Origin of the sequence: Spirosoma oryzicola, assembly GCF_021233055.1 — a bacterium.
In the GTDB taxonomy this organism is placed as follows: Bacteria; Bacteroidota; Bacteroidia; order Cytophagales; family Spirosomataceae; genus Spirosoma; species Spirosoma oryzicola.
Genome location: NZ_CP089538.1, coordinates 4,015,768 through 4,041,339, shown reverse-complemented (window position 1 = coordinate 4,041,339; position 25,572 = coordinate 4,015,768). Strand labels below are relative to the sequence as shown.

Annotated in this window: 24 protein-coding genes; 9 read left to right on the top strand and 15 right to left on the bottom strand. The window is 51.0% G+C overall.

All coding sequences use genetic code 11. The features are described from left to right. Positions 1 to 61 precede the first annotated feature (61 nt). Positions 62 to 1,981, bottom strand: coding sequence for a phosphoglycerate dehydrogenase (gene serA, locus LQ777_RS17115; protein WP_232559151.1), 1,920 nt, complete (start codon positions 1,979 to 1,981; stop codon positions 62 to 64). 30 nt (positions 1,982 to 2,011) lie between these two features. Beyond that, a complete protein-coding gene (locus tag LQ777_RS17110) occupies positions 2,012 to 3,040 on the bottom strand; it encodes a YheT family hydrolase (protein WP_232559150.1) in 1,029 nt (342 codons plus the stop codon). Positions 3,041 to 3,396: 356 nt separating this feature from the next. Here LQ777_RS17110 and LQ777_RS17105 point away from each other — a divergent pair, with 356 nt between their 5' ends. Beyond that, positions 3,397 to 3,930: a DUF2911 domain-containing protein gene (locus LQ777_RS17105; RefSeq protein WP_232559149.1), complete on the top strand. Its 534-nt coding sequence runs from the start codon at positions 3,397 to 3,399 to the stop codon at positions 3,928 to 3,930. Positions 3,931 to 4,154: 224 nt separating this feature from the next. Continuing rightward, positions 4,155 to 5,024 carry a hypothetical protein gene (locus LQ777_RS17100; protein WP_232559148.1) on the top strand — a complete coding sequence of 290 codons (870 nt, stop codon included), beginning with the start codon at positions 4,155 to 4,157 and terminating at the stop codon, positions 5,022 to 5,024. A 38-nt stretch (positions 5,025 to 5,062) separates the two neighbouring features. Here the strand turns inward: LQ777_RS17100 and LQ777_RS30530 are convergent, their stop codons facing one another. After that, entirely contained in the window at positions 5,063 to 5,188 is a 126-nt protein-coding gene (locus LQ777_RS30530; protein WP_255720716.1) for a hypothetical protein, read from the bottom strand. A gap of 296 nt (positions 5,189 to 5,484) precedes the next feature. Between LQ777_RS30530 and LQ777_RS17095 the strand changes: the two genes are divergently transcribed. The 5 genes from LQ777_RS17095 to LQ777_RS17075 all read left to right on the top strand — a co-directional run bounded on the left by LQ777_RS17095 (position 5,485) and on the right by LQ777_RS17075 (position 10,531). Further along, positions 5,485 to 6,213, top strand: a complete 729-nt coding sequence (locus tag LQ777_RS17095; RefSeq protein ID WP_232559147.1) for a peroxiredoxin family protein — start codon at positions 5,485 to 5,487, stop codon at positions 6,211 to 6,213. Between the two features lie 73 nt (positions 6,214 to 6,286). Next, the gene (locus LQ777_RS17090) at positions 6,287 to 6,559 is read left to right on the top strand and encodes a hypothetical protein (protein WP_232559146.1); all 273 of its coding nucleotides are present in this window, start codon (positions 6,287 to 6,289) and stop codon (positions 6,557 to 6,559) included. A 155-nt stretch (positions 6,560 to 6,714) separates the two neighbouring features. Next, the gene (locus LQ777_RS17085; protein ID WP_232559145.1) at positions 6,715 to 7,602 is read left to right on the top strand and encodes a cyanophycinase; all 888 of its coding nucleotides are present in this window, start codon (positions 6,715 to 6,717) and stop codon (positions 7,600 to 7,602) included. A gap of 88 nt (positions 7,603 to 7,690) precedes the next feature. Further along, on the top strand, positions 7,691 to 8,977 hold the full coding sequence (locus LQ777_RS17080; RefSeq protein WP_232559144.1) for an O-acetylhomoserine aminocarboxypropyltransferase/cysteine synthase family protein: 1,287 nt from the start codon (positions 7,691 to 7,693) through the stop codon (positions 8,975 to 8,977). 84 nt (positions 8,978 to 9,061) lie between these two features. Next, entirely contained in the window at positions 9,062 to 10,531 is a 1,470-nt protein-coding gene (locus LQ777_RS17075) for a phytoene desaturase family protein (RefSeq protein ID WP_232559143.1), read from the top strand. A gap of 21 nt (positions 10,532 to 10,552) precedes the next feature. Here the strand turns inward: LQ777_RS17075 and LQ777_RS17070 are convergent, their stop codons facing one another. Continuing rightward, positions 10,553 to 11,440, bottom strand: a complete 888-nt coding sequence (locus tag LQ777_RS17070) for an SDR family oxidoreductase (RefSeq protein WP_232559142.1) — start codon at positions 11,438 to 11,440, stop codon at positions 10,553 to 10,555. 171 nt (positions 11,441 to 11,611) lie between these two features. Here LQ777_RS17070 and LQ777_RS17065 point away from each other — a divergent pair, with 171 nt between their 5' ends. Then, complete coding sequence (locus LQ777_RS17065) at positions 11,612 to 13,591, top strand: sialate O-acetylesterase (protein ID WP_232559141.1); 1,980 nt, start codon at positions 11,612 to 11,614, stop codon at positions 13,589 to 13,591. A 50-nt stretch (positions 13,592 to 13,641) separates the two neighbouring features. Here LQ777_RS17065 and LQ777_RS17060 read toward each other — a convergent pair whose 3' ends face one another. The 3 genes from LQ777_RS17060 to yidD all read right to left on the bottom strand — a co-directional run bounded on the left by LQ777_RS17060 (position 13,642) and on the right by yidD (position 15,208). After that, positions 13,642 to 14,025 carry a DUF4174 domain-containing protein gene (locus LQ777_RS17060; protein WP_232559140.1) on the bottom strand — a complete coding sequence of 128 codons (384 nt, stop codon included), beginning with the start codon at positions 14,023 to 14,025 and terminating at the stop codon, positions 13,642 to 13,644. Positions 14,026 to 14,147: 122 nt separating this feature from the next. Next, positions 14,148 to 14,525 (bottom strand): co-chaperone GroES, encoded by a 378-nt coding sequence (locus tag LQ777_RS17055; protein ID WP_232559139.1) that lies wholly within the window; start codon positions 14,523 to 14,525, stop codon positions 14,148 to 14,150. A gap of 473 nt (positions 14,526 to 14,998) precedes the next feature. Further along, on the bottom strand, positions 14,999 to 15,208 hold the full coding sequence (yidD, locus tag LQ777_RS17050; protein WP_232562866.1) for a membrane protein insertion efficiency factor YidD: 210 nt from the start codon (positions 15,206 to 15,208) through the stop codon (positions 14,999 to 15,001). Positions 15,209 to 15,305: 97 nt separating this feature from the next. On the opposite strand from yidD, the gene lgt reads away from it, so the two are divergent. Next, on the top strand, positions 15,306 to 16,154 hold the full coding sequence (gene lgt / locus LQ777_RS17045) for a prolipoprotein diacylglyceryl transferase (protein ID WP_232559138.1): 849 nt from the start codon (positions 15,306 to 15,308) through the stop codon (positions 16,152 to 16,154). A 157-nt stretch (positions 16,155 to 16,311) separates the two neighbouring features. Here lgt and LQ777_RS17040 read toward each other — a convergent pair whose 3' ends face one another. From LQ777_RS17040 to LQ777_RS17005, 8 genes are all read right to left on the bottom strand, one after another. After that, positions 16,312 to 16,647 carry an MGMT family protein gene (locus LQ777_RS17040; RefSeq protein WP_232559137.1) on the bottom strand — a complete coding sequence of 112 codons (336 nt, stop codon included), beginning with the start codon at positions 16,645 to 16,647 and terminating at the stop codon, positions 16,312 to 16,314. Positions 16,648 to 16,703: 56 nt separating this feature from the next. Next, complete coding sequence (locus tag LQ777_RS17035) at positions 16,704 to 17,270, bottom strand: DUF3109 family protein (protein ID WP_232559136.1); 567 nt, start codon at positions 17,268 to 17,270, stop codon at positions 16,704 to 16,706. Between the two features lie 207 nt (positions 17,271 to 17,477). Beyond that, positions 17,478 to 19,898: a LysM peptidoglycan-binding domain-containing protein gene (locus LQ777_RS17030; protein WP_232559135.1), complete on the bottom strand. Its 2,421-nt coding sequence runs from the start codon at positions 19,896 to 19,898 to the stop codon at positions 17,478 to 17,480. 44 nt (positions 19,899 to 19,942) lie between these two features. Continuing rightward, the gene (locus LQ777_RS17025) at positions 19,943 to 20,584 is read right to left on the bottom strand and encodes an O-methyltransferase (RefSeq protein WP_232559134.1); all 642 of its coding nucleotides are present in this window, start codon (positions 20,582 to 20,584) and stop codon (positions 19,943 to 19,945) included. Positions 20,585 to 20,789: 205 nt separating this feature from the next. Then, positions 20,790 to 21,242, bottom strand: a complete 453-nt coding sequence (dtd, locus tag LQ777_RS17020; protein WP_232559133.1) for a D-aminoacyl-tRNA deacylase — start codon at positions 21,240 to 21,242, stop codon at positions 20,790 to 20,792. Between the two features lie 36 nt (positions 21,243 to 21,278). Next, entirely contained in the window at positions 21,279 to 22,631 is a 1,353-nt protein-coding gene (gene mgtE / locus LQ777_RS17015) for a magnesium transporter (protein WP_232559132.1), read from the bottom strand. 77 nt (positions 22,632 to 22,708) lie between these two features. Further along, positions 22,709 to 23,503: a 16S rRNA (adenine(1518)-N(6)/adenine(1519)-N(6))-dimethyltransferase RsmA gene (rsmA, locus tag LQ777_RS17010; protein ID WP_232559131.1), complete on the bottom strand. Its 795-nt coding sequence runs from the start codon at positions 23,501 to 23,503 to the stop codon at positions 22,709 to 22,711. A 102-nt stretch (positions 23,504 to 23,605) separates the two neighbouring features. Next, the gene (locus LQ777_RS17005; protein ID WP_232559130.1) at positions 23,606 to 25,423 is read right to left on the bottom strand and encodes an Ig-like domain-containing domain; all 1,818 of its coding nucleotides are present in this window, start codon (positions 25,421 to 25,423) and stop codon (positions 23,606 to 23,608) included. Positions 25,424 to 25,572 lie beyond the last annotated feature (149 nt).

The following is a 25,572-nucleotide window of genomic DNA, read 5'->3' as shown; positions in this document are numbered from 1 at the left end:
AAAGAGCAATCAAGCGAAAGAGTGTGTCGGTCTGTTGATCACTCTTTCGCTTGGTTACTTTCTAGTACAGAAGTCTAAACTTAATCGTCTGGTCGATTTTTTTGAGGTCTTCAACGACCTCATCGGCATATTCTTTGGCTACATCGGTAATCACATAGCCGATCTGCTCATTCGTTTTGAGGTATTGGCCGTGAATATTGATGTTGTATTTCGCAAAGATATTGTTCATCTGCGCCAGAATACCGGGTACATTGGCGTGAACGTGCAGCAGCCGGTGCGACTCCTTCAGCAGCGGCAACTGAATCTCAGGGAAGTTGACACTACCGTAGGTGCTGCCGTTGTTAATGTATTCGAGCAATTTGGCCGGCACAAAGTTGCCAATGTTCTCCTGCGCTTCTTCCGTACTACCGCCAATGTGTGGCGTCAGGATGACATTGGGCTGATTGCGCAGCGCATTAATAAACTCTTCGTTGTTGGTTTTGGGTTCGTACGGGAACACATCAATTCCTGCCCCTCCGATCTTGCCCCGCTCAATGGCATCGACCAGCGCCGGAATATCGACAATGTGACCCCGTGACAGATTGAGGAAAATAACCCCGTTTTTCATTAACCCGAATTCGCGGTAGCTAATCAGGTTTTTGTTTTCTTTCCGACCGTCGGTATGCAAACTAATGATGTCGGCGATGGCCAGCAGTTCGTCCAGCGATTTGCACTTGCGGGCATTGCCGAGCGCCAGTTTATCGACTACATCGTAGAAGTACACTTCCATACCGAGTGCTTCTGCAACGACCGACAACTGCGTTCCGATGTTGCCATAGCCGATCAGTCCGAGTTTTTTACCCCGTACTTCGAAGCTATTCTTAGCCGATTTGTCCCATACGCCCTGGTGCATCAGGTTGCTCTTGGGAACGATGTTCCGAATAAGCATGATGATTTCGCCAACCGCCAGTTCAACGACCGAGCGGGTGTTGCTGTAGGGCGCATTGAAAACCGCGATACCGCGTTCGGTGCAGGCGGGCAGATCAATCTGGTTGGTACCAATGCAGAACGCGCCGACCGTCATCAGTTTGTTAGCGTGTTCCAGTACCCGCTGCGTTACGTTGGTCTTGGACCGGATACCCAGAATCGATACGTCGCGGATCGCTTCGATGAGCTCATCTTCGTCCAGCGCACCTTTCCGGATTTCGACGTTAAATCCTTCCTGTTCAAACAGTTTGACGGCAACCGGGTGCACGTTTTCGAGTAGCAAAACCTTGATGCGGCTTTTAGGGTACGATTGGCTGCGGCTCAGGTGGTTATGGTACAGAAATTCGTCCAGCGAAGGAGCAATAAAATCAGCCTTTTCGACGACGCGGGGACGCATCACATTTTCGGTGAATGCGTAGAACCGATTGGCCAGACCAGCCGCCCGGATTTCGTAGTCGGTATACCCATCGCCAATGACGTACACTTCACCGTCGAGTTTCAAGTCGCGAATCACCTGCGATTTACCACCGTTTGCCGAGAGCGGATTCTCGCGGTCAAAACCAACAATACTACCGGCTTCGTCGAACACGAATGTATTGGCAAACACGTTTTCCGCCAGCACGCCCAGTGAGGTAACGATCGGAACGATAAACTCTTTGAACCCATTGGACACGACGTAAATGTGATCGGCATTCTCGGCCAGAAACTGTTTGTTTCGCTGGAATGAATCCGAGATTTTTCCCATCAGGGTCTCGATCAGCGCCGGAAGATGATCGCGGTGGGCTTTCAACAGATTCAACCGTAGTTCGAGCGATTCAGTGAACGAAATCTCCCCCGACATACCCCGGTCAGTGATCGATTTGATCTGATCCAGCACGTCGTCGCGGTCAGGGCGACCAATAAGCGAGATCTCGCCCAGCACGTCTAAGGCTTCTACCTTGGTAAAGGTGCTGTCGAAATCGATGATATAATACGTTTGTTCGGTCGAGCCGACGTTCGGTGATTTGGTGAGCATGGGTGAGAAACCGCTATCGCAGCGACTTGATTAATCTACGTATGGTTGTGTCAAATTAGATTCTAGTAAAAACGATGCCGCCCGTTCTTCGGACCAGTAGGTACCGTTGATGCCACCGGTTCGCGGTGGAAACCCGCAATGACCGCCTTGCTCCGGAAACTCCATCCATACGGTGGGTAGTTCCCGCGCCAGCTGCTCGGGAAAGCATTCCGGCGACAAAAACGGGTCATTTTTCGCATTGACAATCAGCGTTGGAACGGCGATGCCCGGTATGAATTGCAACGAGCTGCTCCGTGTGTAGTAATCGGTTACGTCGCGAAAACCATTCTGCGGAGCGGTAAACAAATCGTCAAACTCCCGAATCGTTCGCACTTTCTCGATTCGTTCCGTTGGAAACACCCCCGGCATGACCGCAGCTTTTTGCAATACCTTTCGTTTTAGCGTTCGGTTGAATCGGTAATTATACACCAGGCTGTCCCACTGTTCGAGCCGGTGGGCCGACCCAAGCAGATCAACCGGTACCGAAAACACCACCGCTTTCCGAATCGCTGGATGAAGTGATTTGCCCTGTTCGCCGAGGTATTTTAAGGTTACGTTCCCCCCGGCGCTGAAACCCATCAGGTAAATGGTCTGATAGCCTTTCGAGAGCGCGTATTGAATGATGAAGTGAAGATCACCCGTTTCGCCGATGTGGTAGAAACGCTGCTGGCGGTTCATTTCGCCACTGCACGAGCGGTAATGCCAGGCCAGACAGTCGAAACCCTGTTTGGTTAAGTGACTAACCATTCCAGCCAGATACTGACTCGTTGAGCTGCCTTCCAGTCCGTGAGAGAGGATAACCAGCGGTTTGGAACGCGCTACGTCGCTTTCCAGCACGGCGTCCCAATTACTTTGTTCTCCACTCCAGTCCAGATCTAGAAAATCATCATCGGGCGTTTCGATCCGTTCGCGGTTGTAGGAAACCGTAACCTTGCGAAAAAGCGAGGGAATGATGGTTTGCAGGTGCCCATTCCACAAACGGGCAGGCGGCTGGTAACTCGACGGCGCAATCAGCGGCATTACAACACGCGGGTGATTGAAACCGCAAAGGTAAAGAAAACGATGAAGCAGACCATTATTTTATGCAGAAACAATCCTTCATCGACCGGCAGAACAGCCAGCAGCCATAGCAATCAGGTTTGTAATTCCGTCTGGAAAGTACTGGTTACTGGAATAACTAGCCTTGTTCAGCCGCATTTGGAGAAAAAATTGCAGAGGTTTTAAAGTAACAGAATAGCAGAAAGTGGGAAGGGTTGCAGGCCGTAAGGCCAGTCAGTAAAAATCCAGTTTGCACCGGTAATCTTTACAGACCTACCCGAAAACTATCGCTTATTTTGTAACGTACATAATACAACTAACCAAATCAATGTAGTAGGATGAAAAACCTGATTGCAGTATTTAGTTTCCTGTTCGCTATGGTATCACTGGTGCAGGCGCAGGATAAAAAAGCGCCAGCGAGTCCAAAGATCACCGCCGAAAGCCCCGACAAGTCGATCAAGGTCGTTTATGGTCAGCCGTCCAAAAAAGGTCGGGTTATTTTCGGACCCGAAGGATCGACCAGCTTGGAGAAATACGGTAAAGTATGGCGGACGGGAGCCAACGAAGCGACCGAAGTGACGTTCAAGAACGACGTAATGTTCGGTGGTAAAATGGTAAAAGCCGGTACGTACACACTGTACACGATTCCTGGTGAGAAAGAATGGAAAGTACTGCTGAATAGCACGCTGGGTCAGTGGGGAGCGTACGATTACGAAAAAATTAAAGGTAATGACGTCGCTATGGTAACCGTACCGGTATCAACTGGTAAATCACCAATGGAGAAGCTGACGATTACGCCATCGAACAGCAGCATCGCCATCGCATGGGACAACATGACGGTATCGGTGCCTGTAACGAAGCATGGATCGTAAGCTTACGGGCCCATCCGGACGCTTTAGTTTTTAAAATTAAAAAGTACACCCAATTGCTCACAGGAGGAGCTGGGTGTACTTTTTGTAAGAAAAGAACGGAGCCAATTCCATCGTTTTTGAGCAACCAGGGGTCTATCTTGCAACGAGCGCATTAAAATTTGCGTAAAAAGTTAACAGACAGCAAATTAAGTAGTTACTTTAGTGAACAACCTCAGTCGTATTGGATGATGAAACGCTACCTTCTTTTTTTACTTATAACACTGGCTGGCTGGCCTGCCTTTGCGCAGAAAATGGCCGACTACTACCAGCTTCCCAGTGCGCAGCGCCAATACGATCGGTTGCTCACTCGCTATGGCGGTGCCTACACCCGCGACCGCTGGTATGTGTCGTTGAGCGGGTTTGTGCGGACAGACCGTGCTAAACTTGATAATTCATTCAATGGCCTCCTGTACAGCGATCGCGTTACAACATTGGCGGGTAGTGCATTGGTTGGCTGGTCTCACCGTGAGCAATGGGCGGTTGAAGCAGGCTATGCCAATATGCCTATCCATACGGAGGTGGTTGTCAACAGTGCTTCCTATCCTTACGCATTCCGGTTTACGAACAACAGACAGGGGTTCGTCCTGCGCGGAAAACGAATGATTTTGTCAACTAGTGGCCCCTGGCGTCGTTCCGGATTTTGGCTGACGGGCGGCCTGTGGCTGATGCCCAACAATGGACAGGATAAAGGGCAGTTTGCTTTAGCGGGTTACGGAAATAAAGATAGCCATTGGGAAAAGCCGGATACGATCCGATTGACCGGTCGTACCGCTTTGAACACGAATCCAACAGCTATGCTCGAAACGGGTGTCGAATACAATCTCCGGCTTAGCAACCGATTCGACATGGGCTTTGCGGTTCATAAACTATGGGGGCTGGGAAATTCACTCACGACCAACGTATCTTACTTTCTTAATGGGCGTGATGTACAGCAGGCTCAACTGCTTGGAACGGGTAGCGGAATGAGCTATGGCGTAACACTTCGCTATAATTTTGTCGTTCGCCAAACACTAGCACACGTGCTCGATGTACAAGGTAAACAGCGCATTAAGTAGCAGTACCCTAGTATAGTTAGCTTTACAATGCGAATAGTCTATCGGGTTTTAGGGTTGATAATCAGGCTGTTGATATTGAAAAAGTCTGACTTTTTTACCCGAAAAATTTGCGAAACAGAAAAATACTGTTCACCTTTGCCCATGAACTTAATAGACTGAGTCATCAGGCAGTCAATTACAAGGATGAACACGAAAGCATTTCAACCGGTATTTTCTTCTGAAATATCCGTTTCTCGGTTTCGAATGTGCGCCATGCACATGGCTTGCTGTTGTTGATTCTATTCAATTTCGATTCCTCTGTATTACCTCTGCTCACCGCGAAATTTATCACGTCAACTGGTGTGTAAACCAATCTCTCGCTAGCTTGACAAGCAATAAATGATTTTTATTTACAACAATACACTACTAAATATATAGGATAAATATTTTATCCTGTAAGGCAGCTAAAGCACAAATACCTATGACACTCCAATTTCAAAATGAACTCGGTGATTTTCGGACAGTTATTACAAAGCCTCGTCAGTCCAATACGGACGTACAACCGTTGAAAACAGGAGATATCGCTCCTTTTTTTAGTCTCTCGGGTGGGTCCGGCGACTGGAAGGCTTCCAATTTCAATTACCCTAAGCCCGGTTCTGGACAGTCCGTTTCTCTGCTGGATTTAGTAGCTGAAAAACCCGTTGTTGTTAGCTTCTACTGCCCATGCTGGGGACGGTACGCTGGTCCTTACCTCGAATCGCTTATCCGGCTTAACGACGCACTTCAACAGATCGGGGTCGAGTTGGTTGTTCTTTCGATCGAATCGCCACAAGCGTTAGCGCGTCAGGGGAAACAGCTGGATTTTCTATTCGCTCATGATGCCGATCAGCAGGTGTCCCGTCAGTTTGGGGTTTACAATGAAGACAGTCCCGTCTGGGATCGGGTATCCGGGATCTCCGACGAAGCGTTTATCCCGGCTGTTTACGTGATTGGCTCAGACCGCCGAATCGAGTATGATTTTCTGGATGAAAACTTCGATACGCCCATTGATATTGATGAAATTATTGCTCAGGTCTGGTCGCTCATTCCCGTTGAGTTACAACTTAACGATAAGCCGCTAAGCCGATTAAATACCTACGCCCAACGATTTGTTGCTCTTTGGGTATTGGGGTTTCTCGCGGCTGCTGGTACGCAGTTCCTCAATCCATAAGCGTAAATTCTATCCATAAAGACAGCTGAGATAGGCTACTATATTTCCCAAGCCGGAAACATTCATTCGATCCGTGATTAATAATTCTGACAAGCCACTGGCCACCTTTGACAAATTGCCATTTCCTGAGCAGGCAGCAACGATTTGGCAAAAAGGTCAGCCAGTGGCTACCCGTCATCTCCCTGATTTCCGGTTGCATTTGTACGCGGTTGACCTGTTTTTTGTTGAGATGTGGGTATGTCGGCGTCGGTTTGTCGTTACCTTGTTTCGAACAATCACGGATACGGATGATCTTTTACCCTACGTTGATGAGCGTCCACTTATCAATCTGAATGCGTATACATAATCGCTTAAACCGCTTTGATGATCATCGTAGAAGTCAATCCTTTTCTCAATCAACACATAACCTGCACTTATAAAGCTTGCTAAAATGGATCACCTGGGCTGTCTCTTGTGTTCAGCGTCGGTGTTGACAAGACAAAGTAACCTCCTCTAAAACCAATGAATAAAGTATCTACCCTCATCCTCTTTTTTGCTTTACTTTCCTCGCTGAGCAACGCACAAAACCAATTAAAGACCGTAGGACCCGAAAAGGGTTCATTGGTTATCGTTGGTGGTGGAAATATGGCACCCGAACTTTGGAGCCGATTTGTCGAACTGGCGGGTGGACCAGCTGCTGCGAACATCGTCATCATTCCAACGGCGGGCGAAGACTCGTCGGCCAGTAAGGCTCCGCGTGAAACCGAACGGCTGCAAAGTCTCGGCGTAAAAAACATCACTGTATTGCACACCCGCGATCCGAAAGTTGCCAACCAGGAATCGTTTGTCGCGCCGTTGAAAAAAGCTACGGGGGTGTGGTTCGTTGGTGGGCGGCACTGGCGATTGACCGATTCTTACCTGAACACACTAGCCCACAAAGAATTTAACGCGGTGCTTAGCCGGGGTGGTGTTATCGGAGGAACCTCGGCCGGTGCGACTATTCAGGGTTCGTTTATGGTCCGGGGCGATACGAAAGGAAACTCAATCATGATCGGTGACCACACGCAGGGACTCGATTTCATCCATAACGTGACCATCGACCAGCACGTACTGCGTCGTAACCGCCAGTTTGACCTGATCGACGTGATCAAATCACGGCCAGAATTGCTAGGCGTTGGTATCGACGAAGGAACGGCTATCGTGGTGCAGCAGAACACGTTCGAGGTAATCGGTGCATCGTATGTCGCGGTCTATACGGCGGAACAGATTGCTAACAACGCCAAATATCCATCGGGACAGAACAGTACCGGTGGGCCATTTTTCTTTCTCGGAAAAGGACAGAAGTTCGATTTGCAGGCGCGGAAGGTAATCAACCAGCAGCCGGTACGGTTTAACGAGCCCGCCAAATAGAGTATAACCGCAGCGATAGTTCGTTTCTGATTTACTCAACGACACTAAATCGAATCGTAACCTTCAACAAAACCCAGTACCTAGTAGCATGAAATTTGAAACGCTTCAACTGCACGGCGGACAGCAGATCGATCCCACAACAAACGCCCGGGCGGTGCCCATCTACCAGACCACTTCCTATGCTTTCAACAACACGGAGCATGGCGCGAATCTGTTTGCTTTAAAGGAGTTTGGGAATATCTACACCCGAATCATGAACCCAACCGGCGATGTGTTCGAGAAGCGCATTGCGGCACTGGAAGGGGGCGTTGGGGCGTTAGCCGTTGCGTCGGGCCATGCGGCTCAGTTTATCGCTATCAACAACATCACCACTGTTGGCGATAACTTCGTCACTACGACGTATCTGTACGGTGGGTCGTACAACCAGTTCAAGAATTCATTTAAAAATATCGGTGTAGAAGCCCGGTTTGCCGACGGGGATAAGGTCGAAAGCTTTGAGCGACTGATCGACGACCGGACAAAATTCTTGTATCTGGAAACGATTGGTAACCCCGGCTTCAACGTTCCCGACTTTGACGCATTTGCCCGGCTAGCCGAAAAATACGATTTACCGCTTATTGTCGATAATACGTTCGGAGCCGCCGGAGCCATCTGCCGCCCGTTCGATTACGGCGCTCATATCATCGTGGAGTCCGCTACCAAATGGATTGGCGGCCACGGCACGACCATCGGCGGGGTCATTGTTGATTCGGGTAAGTACAACTGGGGCAACGGCAAATATCCACAGTTTACGCAGCCATCGCCGAGTTACCACGGACTGGTTTTGAATGACGCGTTCGGCGTTGGCGGACCGTTTGGCAACATCCAGTTCATTATCCGGGCCAGGGTAGAAGGTTTGCGCGACTGGGGTCCCGCCCAAAGTCCGTTCAACTCGTTCCTGTTGCTTCAGGGCCTTGAAACACTTTCGCTTCGCATCGAACGCACGACCGAGAATGCCCTGGCGCTGGCGCAGTGGCTTCAGCAACAACCGCAAGTTGCATCGGTCAATTATTTGGGCTTAGAAACCAATCCGTACCACGAACTAGCCAAAAAATACCTGCAACGTGGTTTTGGTGGTGTGCTTTCTTTCGAGCTGAAAGGCGATAAAGCGCGGGCTGAAAAATTTGTCAACAGTCTAAAACTCATCAGCCATCTGGCGAACGTGGGCGATTCAAAAACGCTGATCATTCACCCGGCTTCAACGACGCATTCGCAGTTGAACGAAGAAGAACAATCGGGGGCGGGGGTAGCGCCTACCGCGCTGCGGGTTTCGCTGGGTATCGAACATATTGACGATATAAAAGCAGATATTGAGCAGGCGTTTTCCCAGTTGTAACTGGTCAATAGCCTCTGCCTCTGGTTTGGCGTTATTGCGAAGACGCCAAACCAGAGGCTATAAACTATAAACAGTACATGTATTTTGAGTAAGCCCGATTACGATGCGGTTGTGGTGGGTTCCGGACCGAATGGACTAAGTGCGGCAATTACCTTGCAGCAGGCCGGTCTATCCGTGCTCTTATTGGAAGCCAAAGCCGACATTGGCGGAGGATTGCGTTCGGCAGAACTGACACTTCCCGGCTTTGTGCATGACATTTGCTCGGCGGTTCACCCGCTGGCGGCTGGCTCGCCATTTTTCCAGCGTCTGCCACTGGCCGAACACGGTCTGGAATTTATTTACCCACCCCTGGCAGCGGCACATCCGTTTGACGATGGAACGGCAGCGGCATTGCGCTCATCCGTTGAAGAAACAGCTCGCTTTCTGGGGACTGACGAACAGGCATACCTGCGTTTACTGGAACCGCTGGCGCGTCACTGGCCGACGTTGGCTCCTGATGTGCTGGGACCTTTACGCTTTCCTAAACACCCCATCGATCTAGCGCTGTTCGGGCTGGATGCCTTGCCCTCGGCGGTGCAGTTGGCGAAGCGATTCAAGACCCGAGAAGCCCGTGGTTTATTTGCGGGTATGGCGGCTCACGCTATTCAGCCGCTCTCGAATCTGACTACTTCAGCCATCGCGTTGGTGCTAATGACGACGGGTCATTTACGCGGCTGGCCGGTTCCCAAAGGAGGTTCGCAGGCTATCGCCAATGCGTTAGTATCATACTTTCAGTCGATTGGCGGTAAAGTTGAAACCAACACACCGGTTCGCTCGATAAGCCAGCTGCCGTCCTCGAAGGTAGTCGTGTTCGACGTGACGCCGAAGCAACTGCTGGCTATTGCGGGGGATCGGTTTTCGTCCGGCCCGCTCAACCGGTTGTACCGCTGGCAGCTGGAGCATTATCGGTACGGAATGGGTGTGTTCAAGGTCGATTGGGCACTGGACGGTCCAATTCCGTTCACCGCTCCCGAATGCCGACAAGCCGGAACCATTCATCTGGGAAGCACACTCGAAGAAATTGCGGAGGCCGAACGGCTCACGTCACTTGGCCATCACCCGGATCGGCCTTATGTATTGCTGGCGCAACAAAGCCTGTTTGATTCAACGCGCGCTCCGCAAGGGAAGCACACCGCCTGGGCTTACTGCCATGTACCCAACGGGTCGACGGTTGACCGAACGGAAGTAATCGAACAGCAAATCGAACGGTATGCGCCTGGTTTTCGGGACCGGATTCTGGCCCGGCATACGATAAACACCGCCCAGCTGGAAGCGTATAATCCAAACTACGTGGGGGGTGACATCAACGGTGGTATTATCGACATCCGGCAGTTGTACACGCGCCCGGTGGTAACCTTATCGCCTTACCGGACATCAGCGCCTGGCATTTACCTGTGCTCATCGTCTACGCCACCGGGTGGGGGAGTACACGGTATGTGCGGTTATCATGCAGCTCGGGTTGCCCTACGCGAAGGATTCGGTTTGCCCGTGTCGGTTCCACTAGCAACCGGGTAAAGTGTATTGTAACCAATCGGTTTAAGGCAGCCAGGCCGCGCGGTGGTCAATAGCAAATTGCTCGAATGTAATCGGTGGACGACCCAGCAGTTGTTCAGTTTCATTCGTGAGGTCAGCGGCTTTGCCCAGTCGCGCTACGGTGTAAAGGGCCGTTTTAACCAGTGTATGCGCTAACGACCTATTCTCCCGGTGCCACTTCTGCCAGATGAATTCCAGCATAGACGGATTTTTATAGATAATCTGACGATCCAGCAACCGGCTCAGTAGCTGGGCAATCTCGTAATAAGTCAACGCGTCGGAACCGGTTAGTTCGTACCCTCTATTCCTGTATTCATTGCTCTGGCTTGTCAGTGTCCGGGCGGCAACGGCAGCTACATCACGTACGTCAATCAAACTGGTACGACCATTGCCAGCAGGTACAAAAATCTCGTTGCGCAGTCGGATTTCGTCGCGGTGGGTATGGCAAAGGTTTTGCATGAAAAAGCTGGGCCGAAGAAAGGTGAATGATAATCCGGCCTCGACGATAAGCTTTTCAATCGCATGATGCGGAACGATCGGATTGTGTTCTACACCCTGTAACGATAAAAAAGTTACGTGTCGAACGGCTGCCTGCTTCATCGCAGCTATAAATGGCTTAAAATAAGCATCTACATCCGACAATTCGGCCGGCCGGATCAGCAATACGCGGGTGATACCCGTAAGAGCAGAAGCGAACGTATTCGAATTGGTAAAATCCAGTTTGACAAAACGATCTGGCAGAATCTGCATTACGGCCTTTGCGTTAGCCGGGTCGCGCACAGCAGCTATTAACTCGACAGATGATCCAGTGGTATCTTTTTTCAGCGCGAGTAGCGTTTCTCCGCCTACATTTCCCGTTGCGCCGGTAATCAGGATGCGTTCGTCTGCCACGTTCGTTGAGAAAAAAACTGGATAAATAAGGAAAAAAGCCACTTTTAGGCTTTAGTACGTACAGTACCACGCTCAATGAGCGCTCGATTAGCTTTATCAGGTACCCGGTGTCCAATGTTTCATGGTCGATGTAAATTAGCCGACGAATAATCAACTAAATCCTGTATATGAATGAAAGGTTTTAAATGGACTGTCTTATTGGTAAGCCTTCTGGGCCTGGACACTGCCTGGGCCGATGTTCGATTGCCCCGTGTGTTTGGTTCGCACATGGTGTTGCAACGTCGAAAACCAGTACCCGTGTGGGGGTGGGCCGATGCAGGAGAGAAAGTAACCGTTACTTTCAACAACCAGACAAAAACGGTCAAGGCAGGAAAGGAAGGAAAATGGAAGGTACTGCTTGATCCGATGGAAGCTGGTGGACCTTATCAACTGACGGTAAAAGGCAAAACGAATGCGGTCTCCTTCGAGGATGTGCTGTTAGGCGAAGTATGGGTTTGTTCGGGCCAGTCGAACATGGAATGGCCATTGCAGGCCGCTACGAATGGGAAAGAAGAAGCAAAAGAGGCCAACTATCCAACTATTCGCCAGTTGTCGGTGAAGAAAGCTGTTAGCCTGACGCCGAAAGATGATATTGAGGGTGAGTGGGCGGTGTGTAGTCCCAAAACGGCACCAGGATTTACCGCCGTTGGTTATTTCTTCGCCCGGCAGTTGCAGAAGGAACTAAACGTACCGATCGGCCTGATCAATACGACGTGGGGAGGAACCCACTCCGAGACGTGGACTAGTCGGGAAGCGCTCAACCAGAACGACGAACTTCGTCTTGTCGCCAATAAGCTTCCGGCCACAGACGACGAAGTAATCCAGAGCGGTAAAGAACGAATTCGCTTGCTGCTGGAAAAGCAGCAGGGCGGATTGCCGACTGCTGCCGAAGAAAAAAAATGGGCAGATCCTACGCTGAATACCGACCAGTGGAAATCCATGAATCAACCCAGCGACTGGGAGTGGGGCGGTTTACCCACCCTCGACGGCGTGGTGTGGTTCCGGCGGGAGATAACCATACCGGAAGAGGCTACGCTTAAAAACGTAACGCTTCAGTTCGGCTCTGTTGATGATAAGGATTCTACGTTCGTCAATGGGCAGTTCGTCGGGGGAGCAAAACGGGGCCAGCCGCGTTCATACGCTATTCCTGACGGGTTGCTAAAACTGGGTCGAAATGTTATTGCCGTTCGCGTTACGGATGAAAGCGGTGCGGGTGGCTTTGCCGGGAAACCTGAGCAAATGCAGCTTACCGGTGACAATCTAACCATTCCGCTGGCCGGGCCGTGGAAGTATCGGGTAGCGGCTGTGTTTCCGTCGTCGTTTAAACCTGGCCCGAACACCTACGCCACACAGTTGTTCAATGCCATGCTCAATCCGTTAATTCCGTACGCGATGGAGGGTGTTATCTGGTACCAGGGCGAATCAAACGCGGGGCGTTCCTATCAATACCGAAAAGCTTTTCCGCTCATGATTCAGGATTGGCGGCAGCGCTGGGGTAACGATTTTCCTTTTCTGTTCGTGCAACTGGCTAGCTACAATGCATCCAACGGTAACAGTCAGCGTGGCAGTGGTTGGGCCGAACTCCGGGAAGCACAAACGATGACGCTTCAATTACCGAATACGGGTATGGCCGTAACGTCGGACATTGGTGAGTCGAACGATATTCACCCGAAAAACAAACAGGACGTTGGCAAACGGTTGGCTGCCGAAGCGATGCGGGTAGCCTACAGCGGAGCTGCCAAAGGAGAAAATTCAGTAGGTGACGCTTCGCGCGGCCCCATGTTCGATGCTATGCGCGTGGACGGAAATCGGGCGGTACTGACGTTTCGGAATGTGGGCAGTGGCTTGCTGGTAAAGGATAAATACGGCTACTTAAGAGGCTTTGAGGTCGCGGGAGCGGACCAAAAATTCTACTACGCCAAAGCCTACCTTCAAGGAAATACGATCATTGTCCACGCCGATTCGGTAACGGCACCGGTTGCTGTCCGGTACGGCTGGGCCGATGACAACGGTGATGTGAATTTGTACAATAAAGAGTCGTTTCCAGCGGTGCCGTTCCGTACAGACACCTGGAAAGGAGTGACCGAAGCAACCAAATTTGGCGATCAATGATTGCGCAGGCGGTAACTAGGGTTCAGGAGGCTATGTTAGCCTCCTGAACGTTATTCGTGTTTCTGTTCCTGCTTCCGCATGGGCATACTGTCGATTGTATCGAACAGGTCCTTTGGCGAAACGGGCTTCATGTATGTTTGTTTGACCCCACCGTCTTTGCCGATGAGCCAGCCGATAAAATCTTCGGAAGGAACCAACTTGTAGTCATGCATCAAAAACTGGCGGTCGGGTTCCTGTAGGAGGGAAGCAACAATGACGATCACATCGAGATCCCGCTCATCGAGGCCATCTCTTACTTCATTGAGGGCTTCCTGTTGTTCGATAAGGTAGTGCTGAACATCGTCGCGGCCATAGAGGAGCAACACGCGCCGGTGGTCTTTCTTTTCGCTTAAAATCGCCCTGAGCGACTTCTGCTGATTTGCTGTACTTTCCATACTTGGGATGAGTCCGATTAATAGAAGAATCAGAAGTATCAACCAACGGTAGCGCATAGTGTTTCAGGTAAGGCGGTTGCCAGACCGCATAAAGCGAAAAATACTACGGCCAGCGAGCCGCTTTACAACAAATCTTCCGACCGTTCCAGCATCAGTATCGACGACTGCGGCACAATGACGTACTGTTCGCCTTCGTACTGCAATTCGATGGCGTTTCGTTGCAGATAAAGCGCTACATCGCCTTCCTGCGCCTGAAGTGGCATGTACTTGACTTTCTCTTCAGTTTCTTTCCACGGCTCGTCGTCAGTGGGGGCAGGAATAGGGTAGCCCGGTCCCACCTTAATAACATAACCCGACTGAACTTGTTCGCGCTCCTGCACCGTTGGGGGCAGGTATAAGCCGCTGACTGTCCGATCCGTTGGATCTTTGGGCTTTATAAGCACCCGGTCGCCTACCACGATCAGGCGTTTCAGTTTATTGTCTGGGGTAATATTAACCATGTCAGTTAGTAATCAACAAGTAATTGTAAAGGCCAACAGCAACTTTAAGGCAAAAGCGACGTGAACCGACAAATTGACAGTTATTTCGTTCATCGTTTGCCGCCCAGCGGTTGACTACAGCAAAAGCCAATTTTTTGAGTGATAGTTGAGCTATTTTGCATCTGCTTCAACAGCCGTTGGTACAATACTTGAATGAACAGCAATAGTTTAGCGAAGCAAAACAGATACACGTCACACATGAAACTAAATCAGGCCGTCGTTTGGCGCGTTATTTCAGCCCTGTTGGCGTTAGTCGTTTCGTTAAGCTTTTTCTGGTTATCGTTTTCGAGACCGGACTACGCTAACGCTTTACTCTTTGTAAGCTTTGTCATTCAAATCGTGATTTACATTGCTTACAAAAAACGGTTTCCCTGAGTCCGCGCAGCCTACAGTCAATCGCTTAAGCGGCTCTCAGTGGTAGGATGCCCCGTTGATCACGGAACGGGGTCGTAGCCCTGCCCGCCCCACGGATGGCAGCGACCAATCCGTTTCATGCCTAGCCAGCCGCCCCGTATGGGACCGTGTTTCTGAATGGCTTCAATGGTGTATTGCGAGCAGGTGGGGGTGTACCGGCAGGCATTAGGAAAATAAGGAGAGATCGCGGCCTGATAAATCCTGACCAGCCCAATCAGAATTGATTTCATCATGCGCCTATAACACGAAAACAACGGAAAACTTTCCCGCAATCCGTATCTTTGCCCGCCGTCGCTCGTTACTAATCGGCGTTGACTCTGATTCATTATGCTGCAATACGTGATTTGGGACGTTAATCCCGAAATTTTTCACATTGGTTCGTTTTCAGTGCGCTGGTACGGACTGTTGTTTGCACTGGGTTTTCTGATCGGGATGCAGATTATGACCTACATCTTCAAGAAAGAAAACAAACCCGTTGCTGATACCGACACCCTTCTGATTTACATGGTGGTGGCCACAATTTTGGGCGCTCGCATTGGTCACTTTCTGTTCTACGAACCCGAAGTTCTGTTTAAAAATCCACTCGAAGTGATTCTGCCGCCGTACCGGGGGCTGGCCAGCCACGGCGCTACTGTTGGTATCCTGACGAGCTTATGGCTGTATTCGCGCCGGAAAGAAAGCCGCCTGACGAACCAGTCGTTTCTTTGGGTGACCGACCGAATTGTCATTGTTGTAGCATTGGGTGGTGCCAGTATTCGCCTGGGTAACCTGATGAACTCGGAGATTGTCGGTCGACCAACGGACGTCCCCTGGGCGTTTGTGTTTATGAATAACAGCGAATACGCCAAGATTCCGCGTCACCCGGCACAGCTTTATGAGTCGCTATCCTGTCTGGTTATATTTTTTGTTTTGCTGTGGTTCTGGAATCACTATAAAGAGCGTACACCACGCGGCAGCATGTTAGGTATCTTCCTGATCTGGGTGTTTGGCCTTCGGTTCTTCTATGAATACCTGAAAGAAAATCAGGTGCCTTTCGAGGATAGCCTACCGCTAAACGTAGGTCAGTTACTGAGCATCCCGGCGGTGTTGATGGGCATTTATTTTCTGGTACGCAGCTACCGAACCCCGGTTGTATTGGCGGAGCCGGACGATACGCCCAAGAAAGTGCGGTCCTGACAAGGCCATCGTTCGTTTTACCAAAAAAGGGACCTCAATGGTCCCTTTTTTGGTATCTGGCTTGTTCGGTACGTTCACTGAAAAGAGTAACGGGCGCAAGCCTGCTTTAAATTCATGTGAGAAACCGGGTGAGTTTGACCCAACGGCGAAGTGCTGGCTACAGGGTCAGTTCTAGAGAAGGGTCCCAAAGCCGCTTTTCAAAATCGACTACCCGGTCGTCAACTACCGCTACGCCTTCATCTTCCAGCAGTTGCTGCATAATGGTTGGACCACCGAAAAAATGCTTACCCGACAGCACGCCGACGCTATTGACAACCCGGTGCGCCGGTACATTCGGATAGTTGTGGCTGCCGTTCATGGCCCAGCCAACCATGCGGGCACCGGCCCGTAAACTCAGATAACGAGCAATAGCGCCGTACGTCGTTACGCGTCCTTTCGGAACCAGCCGCACGACTTCGTACACTTCCTCAAAATAGTTGCGCTGTTCAGGCATATAGACAGAAACCTGTTGGCTAACGACTAGGCCGATCAGCCAACAGATCACATACACTATTCTTTTTCCTCAATGGCTTTCGTTAGCTGACCGTACCATTCTTCGCCGTAAGCCCGAACCAAGGCTTCACGGACAAACTTGTAAATAGGAACGTTTAGCTGTTCGCCGAAACCACAGGCTGGACTACAAATCGGCCAGCGGTCGTAGTTGAGCGCATGGAACGATTCGTATTTGGTAACGCGAATTGGATACAGGTGGCAGGATATGGGCTTCTTCCAATTAACTTTTCCGTCGTTGTAAGCTTCCTCAATACCGCATTTCAAAATACCCCGTTCGTTCCAGGTGGCGTATACGCACTCCCGACCACCCACGGTATTCGTGACAAAACCGCCGTCGCCGTCGGATTCGTACCCCCCGCGCAGCTCTATTTCCCGAATGCCTTCCGGCGACAGATACGGTTTTACATCGTTAAAAATCCGGTCCAGAATAGCCGGTTCGTCGCCTTCGAGTGGAGCGCCCATGTCGCCCTCAACGCAGCAGGCTCCTTTGCATTTATCTAAGTTGCAGACAAAAAACTTTTCGGCAACGTCGTCGCTGATGCACGTATTATCAATCAGAATCATAACTATGACGCGGCTCAAAACCGCTGTATTGAATCAGACGCGGCTTTTGGACCGCGCTCGTTAAATAGCTCAGGAAAAGGATTGAACGACCCTTACTGGTATCTGCTCCCGAACGATTGTTTTCTTACGTAAAGATACACACGATAAACGACAAAGCCGCCCCTAACCGTAAGGGCGGCTCTGTTGATTTGATGACGTTCCGTTGGGCTACTTCATTATTTTAATTCGTTGGCCTTCCTTAACGGTGTTATCTGTTAGATTATTCCACTCCTGAATCTGTTCGATGCTGACGCCATACTGTTTCGAAATGCGGAACATTGTTTCACCTTTTGCAACGGTATGGTAGGTGGCAGTTCCCTGGGATGCCGTTGCTGCCGATTTGGTTGGTGCCGACGCGACCGGGCTACCCGCTGCTTTTTTGACGACCAACTGTTGACCAACTCTCAGTCCGTCGTTGGCTGTCAGGTCATTTAGGGTCAATAATTGATCAACCGTGAGACCATAGAGTTTTGAAATGCTGTAATAGGTCTGACCGGGTTCTACCGTGTGCGTCGAAGCCGTCCGATTGGTGCTTGTAGCCGCTGGTGTCGCTGGACGATTCATGACCGATGCCGACGGCTTTACGGGTTCGGGGAGTGGCTTCTCGGCGGGCGGAGTCGAGCGGGTTTCGTTCTTCACCACGGCTGGTGAACCAGAGCGGGCGGGCGGAGTCGATGGAATGGTCAATGAGCCATCGGCCTGCTGTTCGCGCGGACCTTCGTAAGAACCCCGTTCGGGTTCCGGCGCTGGGGCTGTTCTGACCGGACGATTGCTGGCATACGTATCCGACGACTTTGTCGCCTTGGGTGCTGCAACGGGCGAATCTGTAGCGCGCTCCGCAACGGGTGCAGCTGGTTGTTCGCGCTCTGGAGTGGTTGCAACCGGAACCGTGCGTGGTGGTTCGGAGGAGTCGGGCGTACGAACGATTACTACACGTTGCGAGCCTTCGTTGTTCGTTGACCGATTCGGTTGAGTTGACGCGGGCTGACTGCTGGGGGCCGGGCTTTCGAACGATGGACTCGTCACTGTGCGCGTAGGTTCGGGCCGGGGGGCTGTGGCCGGTTCCGACGTTCCATCATTCGGCGTGACACCGCCACCAACCAGTTTTGGCTGGTACATTTTGCGCTCCGACGCGTTCCGGGGTACATTTCCCAGTCCATCTACCGACCGATTCGGGTTGGTTCTTTCTGCTGGCGCGCGGTCGGCTACCGTTGCCTCGGTTCGGGTAGGGGGGGTAGGTGTCTGATCGTAAACCGGTGGTGTTGGGGTATTGATAATCTCAACGGGTTTGTTGGCGGGTCGGCGCTCGCGAAGCCACATCACCCGACCTACCGTCAGCTTCTGAAGGCGGTCGAGCCGGTTATAACGCATCAGTTTCTTAAGCCGGATACCGTAGCGTTGCGAAATACTGCGTGAGGTTTCATCCTGACGAACGGTATGGAAAGGAACCAGTGCCTTTTTCATCTTCTTCGCCAAGTAATACACGTCGTTGACAATGATCGGGTCCTGTTCGTTCATATCATTGTAGCGCAGGAAGCTCGACAGGCTGATTTTAGCCTTGCGCGCCAATGACGCACTGTTGTCTCCGGCCTGGGCCTGAATACCGGGTAAACCGTTGATTTCGTACAGAATTGGATCGCTTTTGCTAGTCCGACCGGTTGTTACCCGACGCAACACCGGAAATCCAACGTCGTTCTGGACAAAATCAGGTCGTTTTTTGTCGCCGACGTTGACAATTTTCTGGCGGATGTCATTAATCTGGTTGTTGGCAACGGGGATTGCCATCACGTAGGCTTTGTCGGTTGGGACGCTTTCGCCCTGCACCCAACGGTTGTATTTTCGCAACTCAAATTCATCGACTCCCAGCTCTTCGGCAATGGATTTCAGTGTTTTGCCCCCGCCGTTACCGTATTCGATCAAGGCGAACTGATTGCCAGCCTGGTGAAATTTCAGGGCATTTTCAATCGCAAGTTTGTGGGCGAAGAAGCGTAGGATGTAGCGGTCCGTACGGCCATCGAGCGCCACTTCGCGGGCGTAGGACCAATCGGGAGGAATCAATTTGGAAATACCGCCGGTGCCGAGGTAATAGGAGTACAGCGAAGCGACCCAGTTGTTGAACTGTGTATTGCTTCGCTTCAAATATTTTGCGGCACCGTGGGTCGAAGCCGTAATGCTTTTCCGTTCATCAATCTCGTCGTCCACGCGCAATCCGTGGTCGGTTGCGGTTTCGCGCTTGAACTGCCAGTAGCCAACCGCCATCGATGTTGACACGGCGTCGGGTATAAGTGAGCTTTCCTGAACGGCCAGGTATTTGAAGTCCGTTGGTACGTCCTCGTCGATCAGAATTGCTTCGATCATCGGAAAATACAACGCTACCCGGTCCAGTTTGGCGGTCCAGTATTGTCGGTTAGAGAGCAGCGCGTTGACATCCTGCTGGATGATGCGTCGGGCATCGGGATCGAACCGGACCGAAATGTCAGCAAACGTTACCTGTTCGGGTACAACCGGTATCGATGTTGATGTTTGGGCCGTTGCAATCAGGCTAATTAGCGTGAATAGAAGGGTGAAGGAATACGTCAATGTTCTCATAAAGTCTGCGTACCGCTTCGGCGGTTTGTTTGGTCAATCGTAAGTCAGCGTTTGCGGATCAGCATAATCCCGTCGCGGACGGGTAACAGCACGTTTTCGACGCGCGGGTCGTCCTGAACCTTTTGGTTAAAAGCCAGGACAAGAGGGGTATCGCGATCAGACAGTTTTATGGGTTCAACAACCTTGCCACTCCACAAGACATTGTCCGCCAAAATAAAACCGCCCGGTCGAAGTTTGTCGATAATCAAATCAAAATACAGCGCATTGTTGCGCTTGTCGGCGTCAATAAAAACCAGATCGAAGGTTTCGTCGAGGGTTGGAATAATAGCCGAAGCCTGCCCCAGATAAAAGTCGATTTTAGCGCTCAACGGCGATTGCTGCCAGTAGGAACGTGCAAAATCCTCAAGCTCTTCGTTATGGTCGATGGTGATTAGTTTGCCGTCGTCGGTCAACCCTTCCGCAAGACACAGCGCTGAATAACCCGTGTATGTACCGATTTCGAGAATACGGCGGGGCCGGATCATCCAGGAAATCATCGACAGGAATCGCCCCTGCACATGCCCCGACAGCATTCGGGGGGCCATGATATGGGCACGGGTGTTTCGGTTAAGCTGGCGCAGCAAATCGCTTTCGGGCGACGTGTGCGCTTCGGCATAGGCAGTAAGGTCAGAGGGTAGAAAATCCATTCGGCTGACATGGCTATGCCTTCACGGAAAGTGAGTGGCATGAACAATGGGCTGTTTAAGTAAAAGTAATTGTTTTTAGGAAACGAACGTCGAATTTGGTTTCGTAGTACCTAAAATTTAGCGATAGGAAAACACCGGCAGTTACATCGTTCGCCGTCAGGCTGAACCCGACAACGGGAGCCGGTTTATTGACGATAGCGCAGGGTTAAATCCTGTTTTTAGAGTCGACCACAATCGTAACCGGACCGTCGTTGAGCAACGATACTTTCATGTCCGCTCCAAATTCGCCCGTCTGAATCGGCTTTCCGAGGTCTGTCGTCAACTGGCTAATCATGGCTTCATAAAGTGGTATGGCTACTTCAGGCCGGGCGGCTTCGATGAAACTAGGACGATTGCCTTTTTTGGTGCTGGCGTGAAGCGTAAACTGACTGATGAGTAGAATGTCTCCGCCAACGGTCGTCAGGTCGAGATTCATTTTGTCATCGGCATCGTTGAAGACGCGCATCCCAACAATCTTCTTACTAAGCCACTCCACATCCTCACGAGAGTCGGTGTGAGTGATGCCAAGCAAAATCAGAAAACCGGTTCCGATCTGACCTTTAACGGTATTGTCAATGGTAACGGATGCCTGGGAAACGCGCTGAATAACGGCAAGCATAGAGAAAAAGAGGATTGCGTAAAAGGAATATGGATACTAAACTTCGGTGAGCAGCCACTGGGCAATCATGAAGTAAACGCCGATCCCAATTAGGTCATTTGCGGTTGTGATGAATGGTCCTGACGCTACCGCCGGATTGATACCGATTCGGTTGAGAAGCAATGGCGTTATCGTACCCATGAAGGAAGCCAGCAATACAACGGCCAGCAAGGACGTGGCGACGACAAAAAACAGGCGGGGTTCACCAATGAGAAAGGTGTACGTTCCGGCGATCAAACCAACTACCAACCCGTTGATGATGGCCACCAGCAAGGTTCGCAGGAGCCGTTTGGCGATGGTTGTGCTCAGACCCGACGTGTCGGCCAGGCTTTGCAGAATCAGCGATGAGGTTTGAATGCCAACGTTACCGCCCGTCGAGCCAATGATCGGAATAAAAGCCGCCAGGGCCGAAACCTTGCCCAGTTCGCTTTGAAAGCCGTTGATAACCGTGGCTGCCAGCAAACTGCCGACGGCGCCCGCTACAAGCCAGGGCAACTGAATTTTTGAGCGCTGCCAGATGTTGTCGTCTTCCTCGACTTCCCCCGAAAGACCTGAAATAACCTGAATGTCTTCTTCGGCCTGTTCGGTAATCACGTCAACCACGTCGTCAATCGTAATCCGGCCCAGCAAGCGCTGCTGGATGTTCACCACCGGAATGGCGTCTAAGTCGTACTTCCGCATCACTTCGGCCACTTCCGTAACGGGGCGGTAGGTCTCCACGAATACAACGTCATCGTCGTAGATATCGTCGATTCTTGTGGTTTTACGCGCGAGCACGATTTTTTTCAACGAAACCAGCCCCAGCAATTTGCCAACATCGTCAACGACGTACACAGCGTACACATTTTCAACGTCTTCCGCTTGCTGGCGAATTTCCTCAATGCAGGCATTGACCGTCAGGTTGACATTTATTTTGATCAACTCTTTCTGCATCAGGCCGCCCGCTACGCTGTCGTCGTAGTGCAGCAGATCCAGAATAAAACGGGCTTGCTCCCGATCTTCCAGCAGCCCAATCACTTCTTCGCGTACCTGAATAGGCTGCTCGTTGAGTAGGTCAACGGCATCATCGGAGTCCATCTGGTTAATGAATGGAGCCAGCTCTTCGGAGGTAAACGTTTTGAGCAGGTTCGTCCGGTCTGTTGGGTCGAGGTTCGCCAGAATCTCCGCGCCAACGGGTTTGTCGAGCAGGCTGAGCAGGTAATGGGCCGGTTCCGGTTCGAGTTCGTACAGGATTCCCGAAATATCGGCGGGAAACAGTTCTTCCATCTCAGTACGAAGCAGCGTGTCGTCGCCCGCTTCAATCGCTGATTGGATATGATCAAGATAATCTTTGGTAAGTTCGAAAGTCACGGCTCCGTCGATGAATCATGAATGATAACGTATGAATGGTGAATCTGACCACCTTGTTTTCGTCAATTCATCATTTATCACTCCGTCGTCATCATTAACTGGGTCAGTTGGATAAAATCGGCTACACTCAATTGCTCAGCACGCTTGTCCATAAACGAACTGGCAAGGGCCGCTTCGGTCGGGTTGAGTGGTTTGAGGGCATTGCGGAGAGTTTTTCGGCGCTGGCTGAACCCGTGTTTGACAACCTGAACGAATTTACGTTCGTCGCAGCCGAGATCCGTTTTGTCATTGCGTCGAAGTGAAATAACGCCTGAATGTACTTTGGGTGGCGGATTGAACACATCGGGTGCAACCGTAAATTCGTACTTGATGTCGTACCAGGCCTGAAGCAATACGCTCAGAATCCCGTAGTCTTTGTTGCCCGGTCCCGACGCCACCCGCTGAGCCACTTCGCGCTGGAACATACCCACCAGCTCCGGCACGCGGTTGCGCATGTCGAGTACTTTGAAGAGAATCTGCGTTGAGATATTGTACGGGAAATTGCCGATCACCGCAAACGGTTCTGTATTGTCCGGTTGCTTGGTAGGAAGCAGATCGGGACGGATATTCAGAAAATCGGATGCCAGAATATGCCCCTCCAGCTTCGGAAAATGCTGTTTCAGGTAATCGACGGATTCGCGGTCTATTTCAATAACGTACGTCTCAAATCGGGTGTCGGTCAGAAGATACTGCGTCAGTACACCCATGCCCGGCCCGATTTCGAGGGCTTTTGTGTAATTTCCGTGTCCAGACAGCAGTTCAGCAATGCGCTGGGCAATGCTGAGATCTTTCAGAAAATGCTGACCGAGTTCTTTTTTAGGCTTAACGTACACGATGCTGTAAAGTAATGCGGTTTATGCTTCACCGGAGCAAAGCAGTGCAAAGGTACGGGGCCGCGCTCGAAATCCGGCAACGCTTGTCTGAATGCCCGGCACTCAGAAATCAATATCCGTTAGCTCGAAGTTCTGTTTGAGGGGAATAATACCACCTTCTTCGGCACCGGGATGGTAGATAATCGTTTCGGGCTGAATTCCTTTCTGCACATTGCCGATGTCGCGCTCTCGGTTGCCGTTGGCGTCGATGATCAGTCGAACCCGGTAGCGCCCCGGTTTAAGCCGGGGGAAGCTGTAATAGGTTGCTCCATACGCCGTTCGGACAACCGTGTATTTTTCGTCCAGAAGCTCAACGATGAAATTTTTATCGGGTCGATTGACGCGGCCCGCAATCAGGCCGTAGCTATCTTCCTCCGCAATTCGGTAGCGGGCGTTGTAGCGGGCGAGTGTATCGCCCTGCACACTAATGAATGAGCCTTTCTGGAGCCTGAAAATAAGCGTATCCTTGAGGTTTGTTTTTCGTTTGATTTCCAGTTGGCTGAAACTGTTACTCCATACCAGTTCTTCCGGCGTAAATTTGTACGGCTTGGTACTATCAGGACCAATGACGATAAGTTCGGTGAAATACCGAAAAACCGGTTTAGAGAACTGAAGCTTAAAATCCAGGTTGTTGTCGATGGGGTCGCTGGCCTGGGGCGACACCTGAACCGTGAGGGGTCGGCGGTCTTTAGCGCGTGACTTGATCGGCGAAAAATACACCCGTTCCCTCAATTCCGTGATGTTGCCAACCGAATCTTCGGCCATGACCACCATATTGATCGTATCGTTGGCCGCCCGGTTGGCCGGACGAAACAACCGGATCATCTTGGGGCTTTCCAGAAACGACACAAGCGTATCGCCAGATGGCACGAAGGTCATTGATACCGCCGATGTGGATGTGGCCGATGTGGATGTGGCCGATGTGGATGTGGCCGTCGTGGAAACAGCCGTCGTGGAGACGGCCGACGTAGATTTGGGTGCTGCGGTCGTCGATGTGGCAGAAGTCGAAGCCGCCGTGGATGTGGCCGCCGTGGATGTGGCTGATGTTACTGGTACCATTTTCCCGAACAGTAGCTTGTAGCTGGCAATACCGCTGCTTAATTCCAGACCCAACGTTTCGTCGGTGCGTTCGCGTCGGCTGATGCGGGGCTTACCGTAGCCCCGAAAAGCGATCATGTTAACATCGGTATAATTACGGTTCAGATTCACTACACTATCGCGGAAAGCGACCCGCTCACCGGGGGTATTGTTGACCAAGTTCAAATCTTTATCGTCGAAGCCGTACACCTTGTACTGACCGGCTTTCACGTTTTCGATGCGGTAGTTTCCGCTGCTGTCCGTTCGGGCGTAATAGGCGGGGCGCTTGCGGTTGATCGGTAGGGTGTCGGTTGGCGCAAACAGACCCACTACGAAGTTCAGAATGGGTAATCGGCTTTCGTCGTCTACAACGTTACCGCTCAGATACAGCGAGTCGATAGCCGGACCGGTGCTGAACACAATCTTCGCATCTTTCGCAATATTTCGTTCGGTGATATCCTTTATGCCGTCAGAAAAGTTAATGGTGTAGGTTGTGTTTGGCTGAAACGGTCGGTTGAAGTTCAGGCGTAACCCTTTGGGCAGCACTTTCACGACGAATGTGTTGCTGTCCTGCGGGGTGATCGTAATTTTCTGCTGGATATTTTCGGTGTTGACGTACTCGTCAAATTCCAGTTCGACCGACTTGCCGGTGTAGTTCAACTGGCGGGCGGCAGGCATACTGCTGACCAGCGTGGGCGCAAGGGTATCTTTCTTGCCACCGGGTGGCTGAGCAACCTGAGCACAATTTTGGAGAAGAATCGGAAGCGACAGTAAAAAAAGTATTACAAAATGGCGGAGCGTCATATCAAATGCAATCAGACTACAAAGGTAAACGTCCGTTCATCGTTAAACTGTACCGGCTGACATAAAATGGCTGTGTGCTTCGTTACCTTAAGTAGAATTTTAAGAAAAATTAAAGCTCTCCGCCAGAACGGAGGGTAGAGAACGGGGCT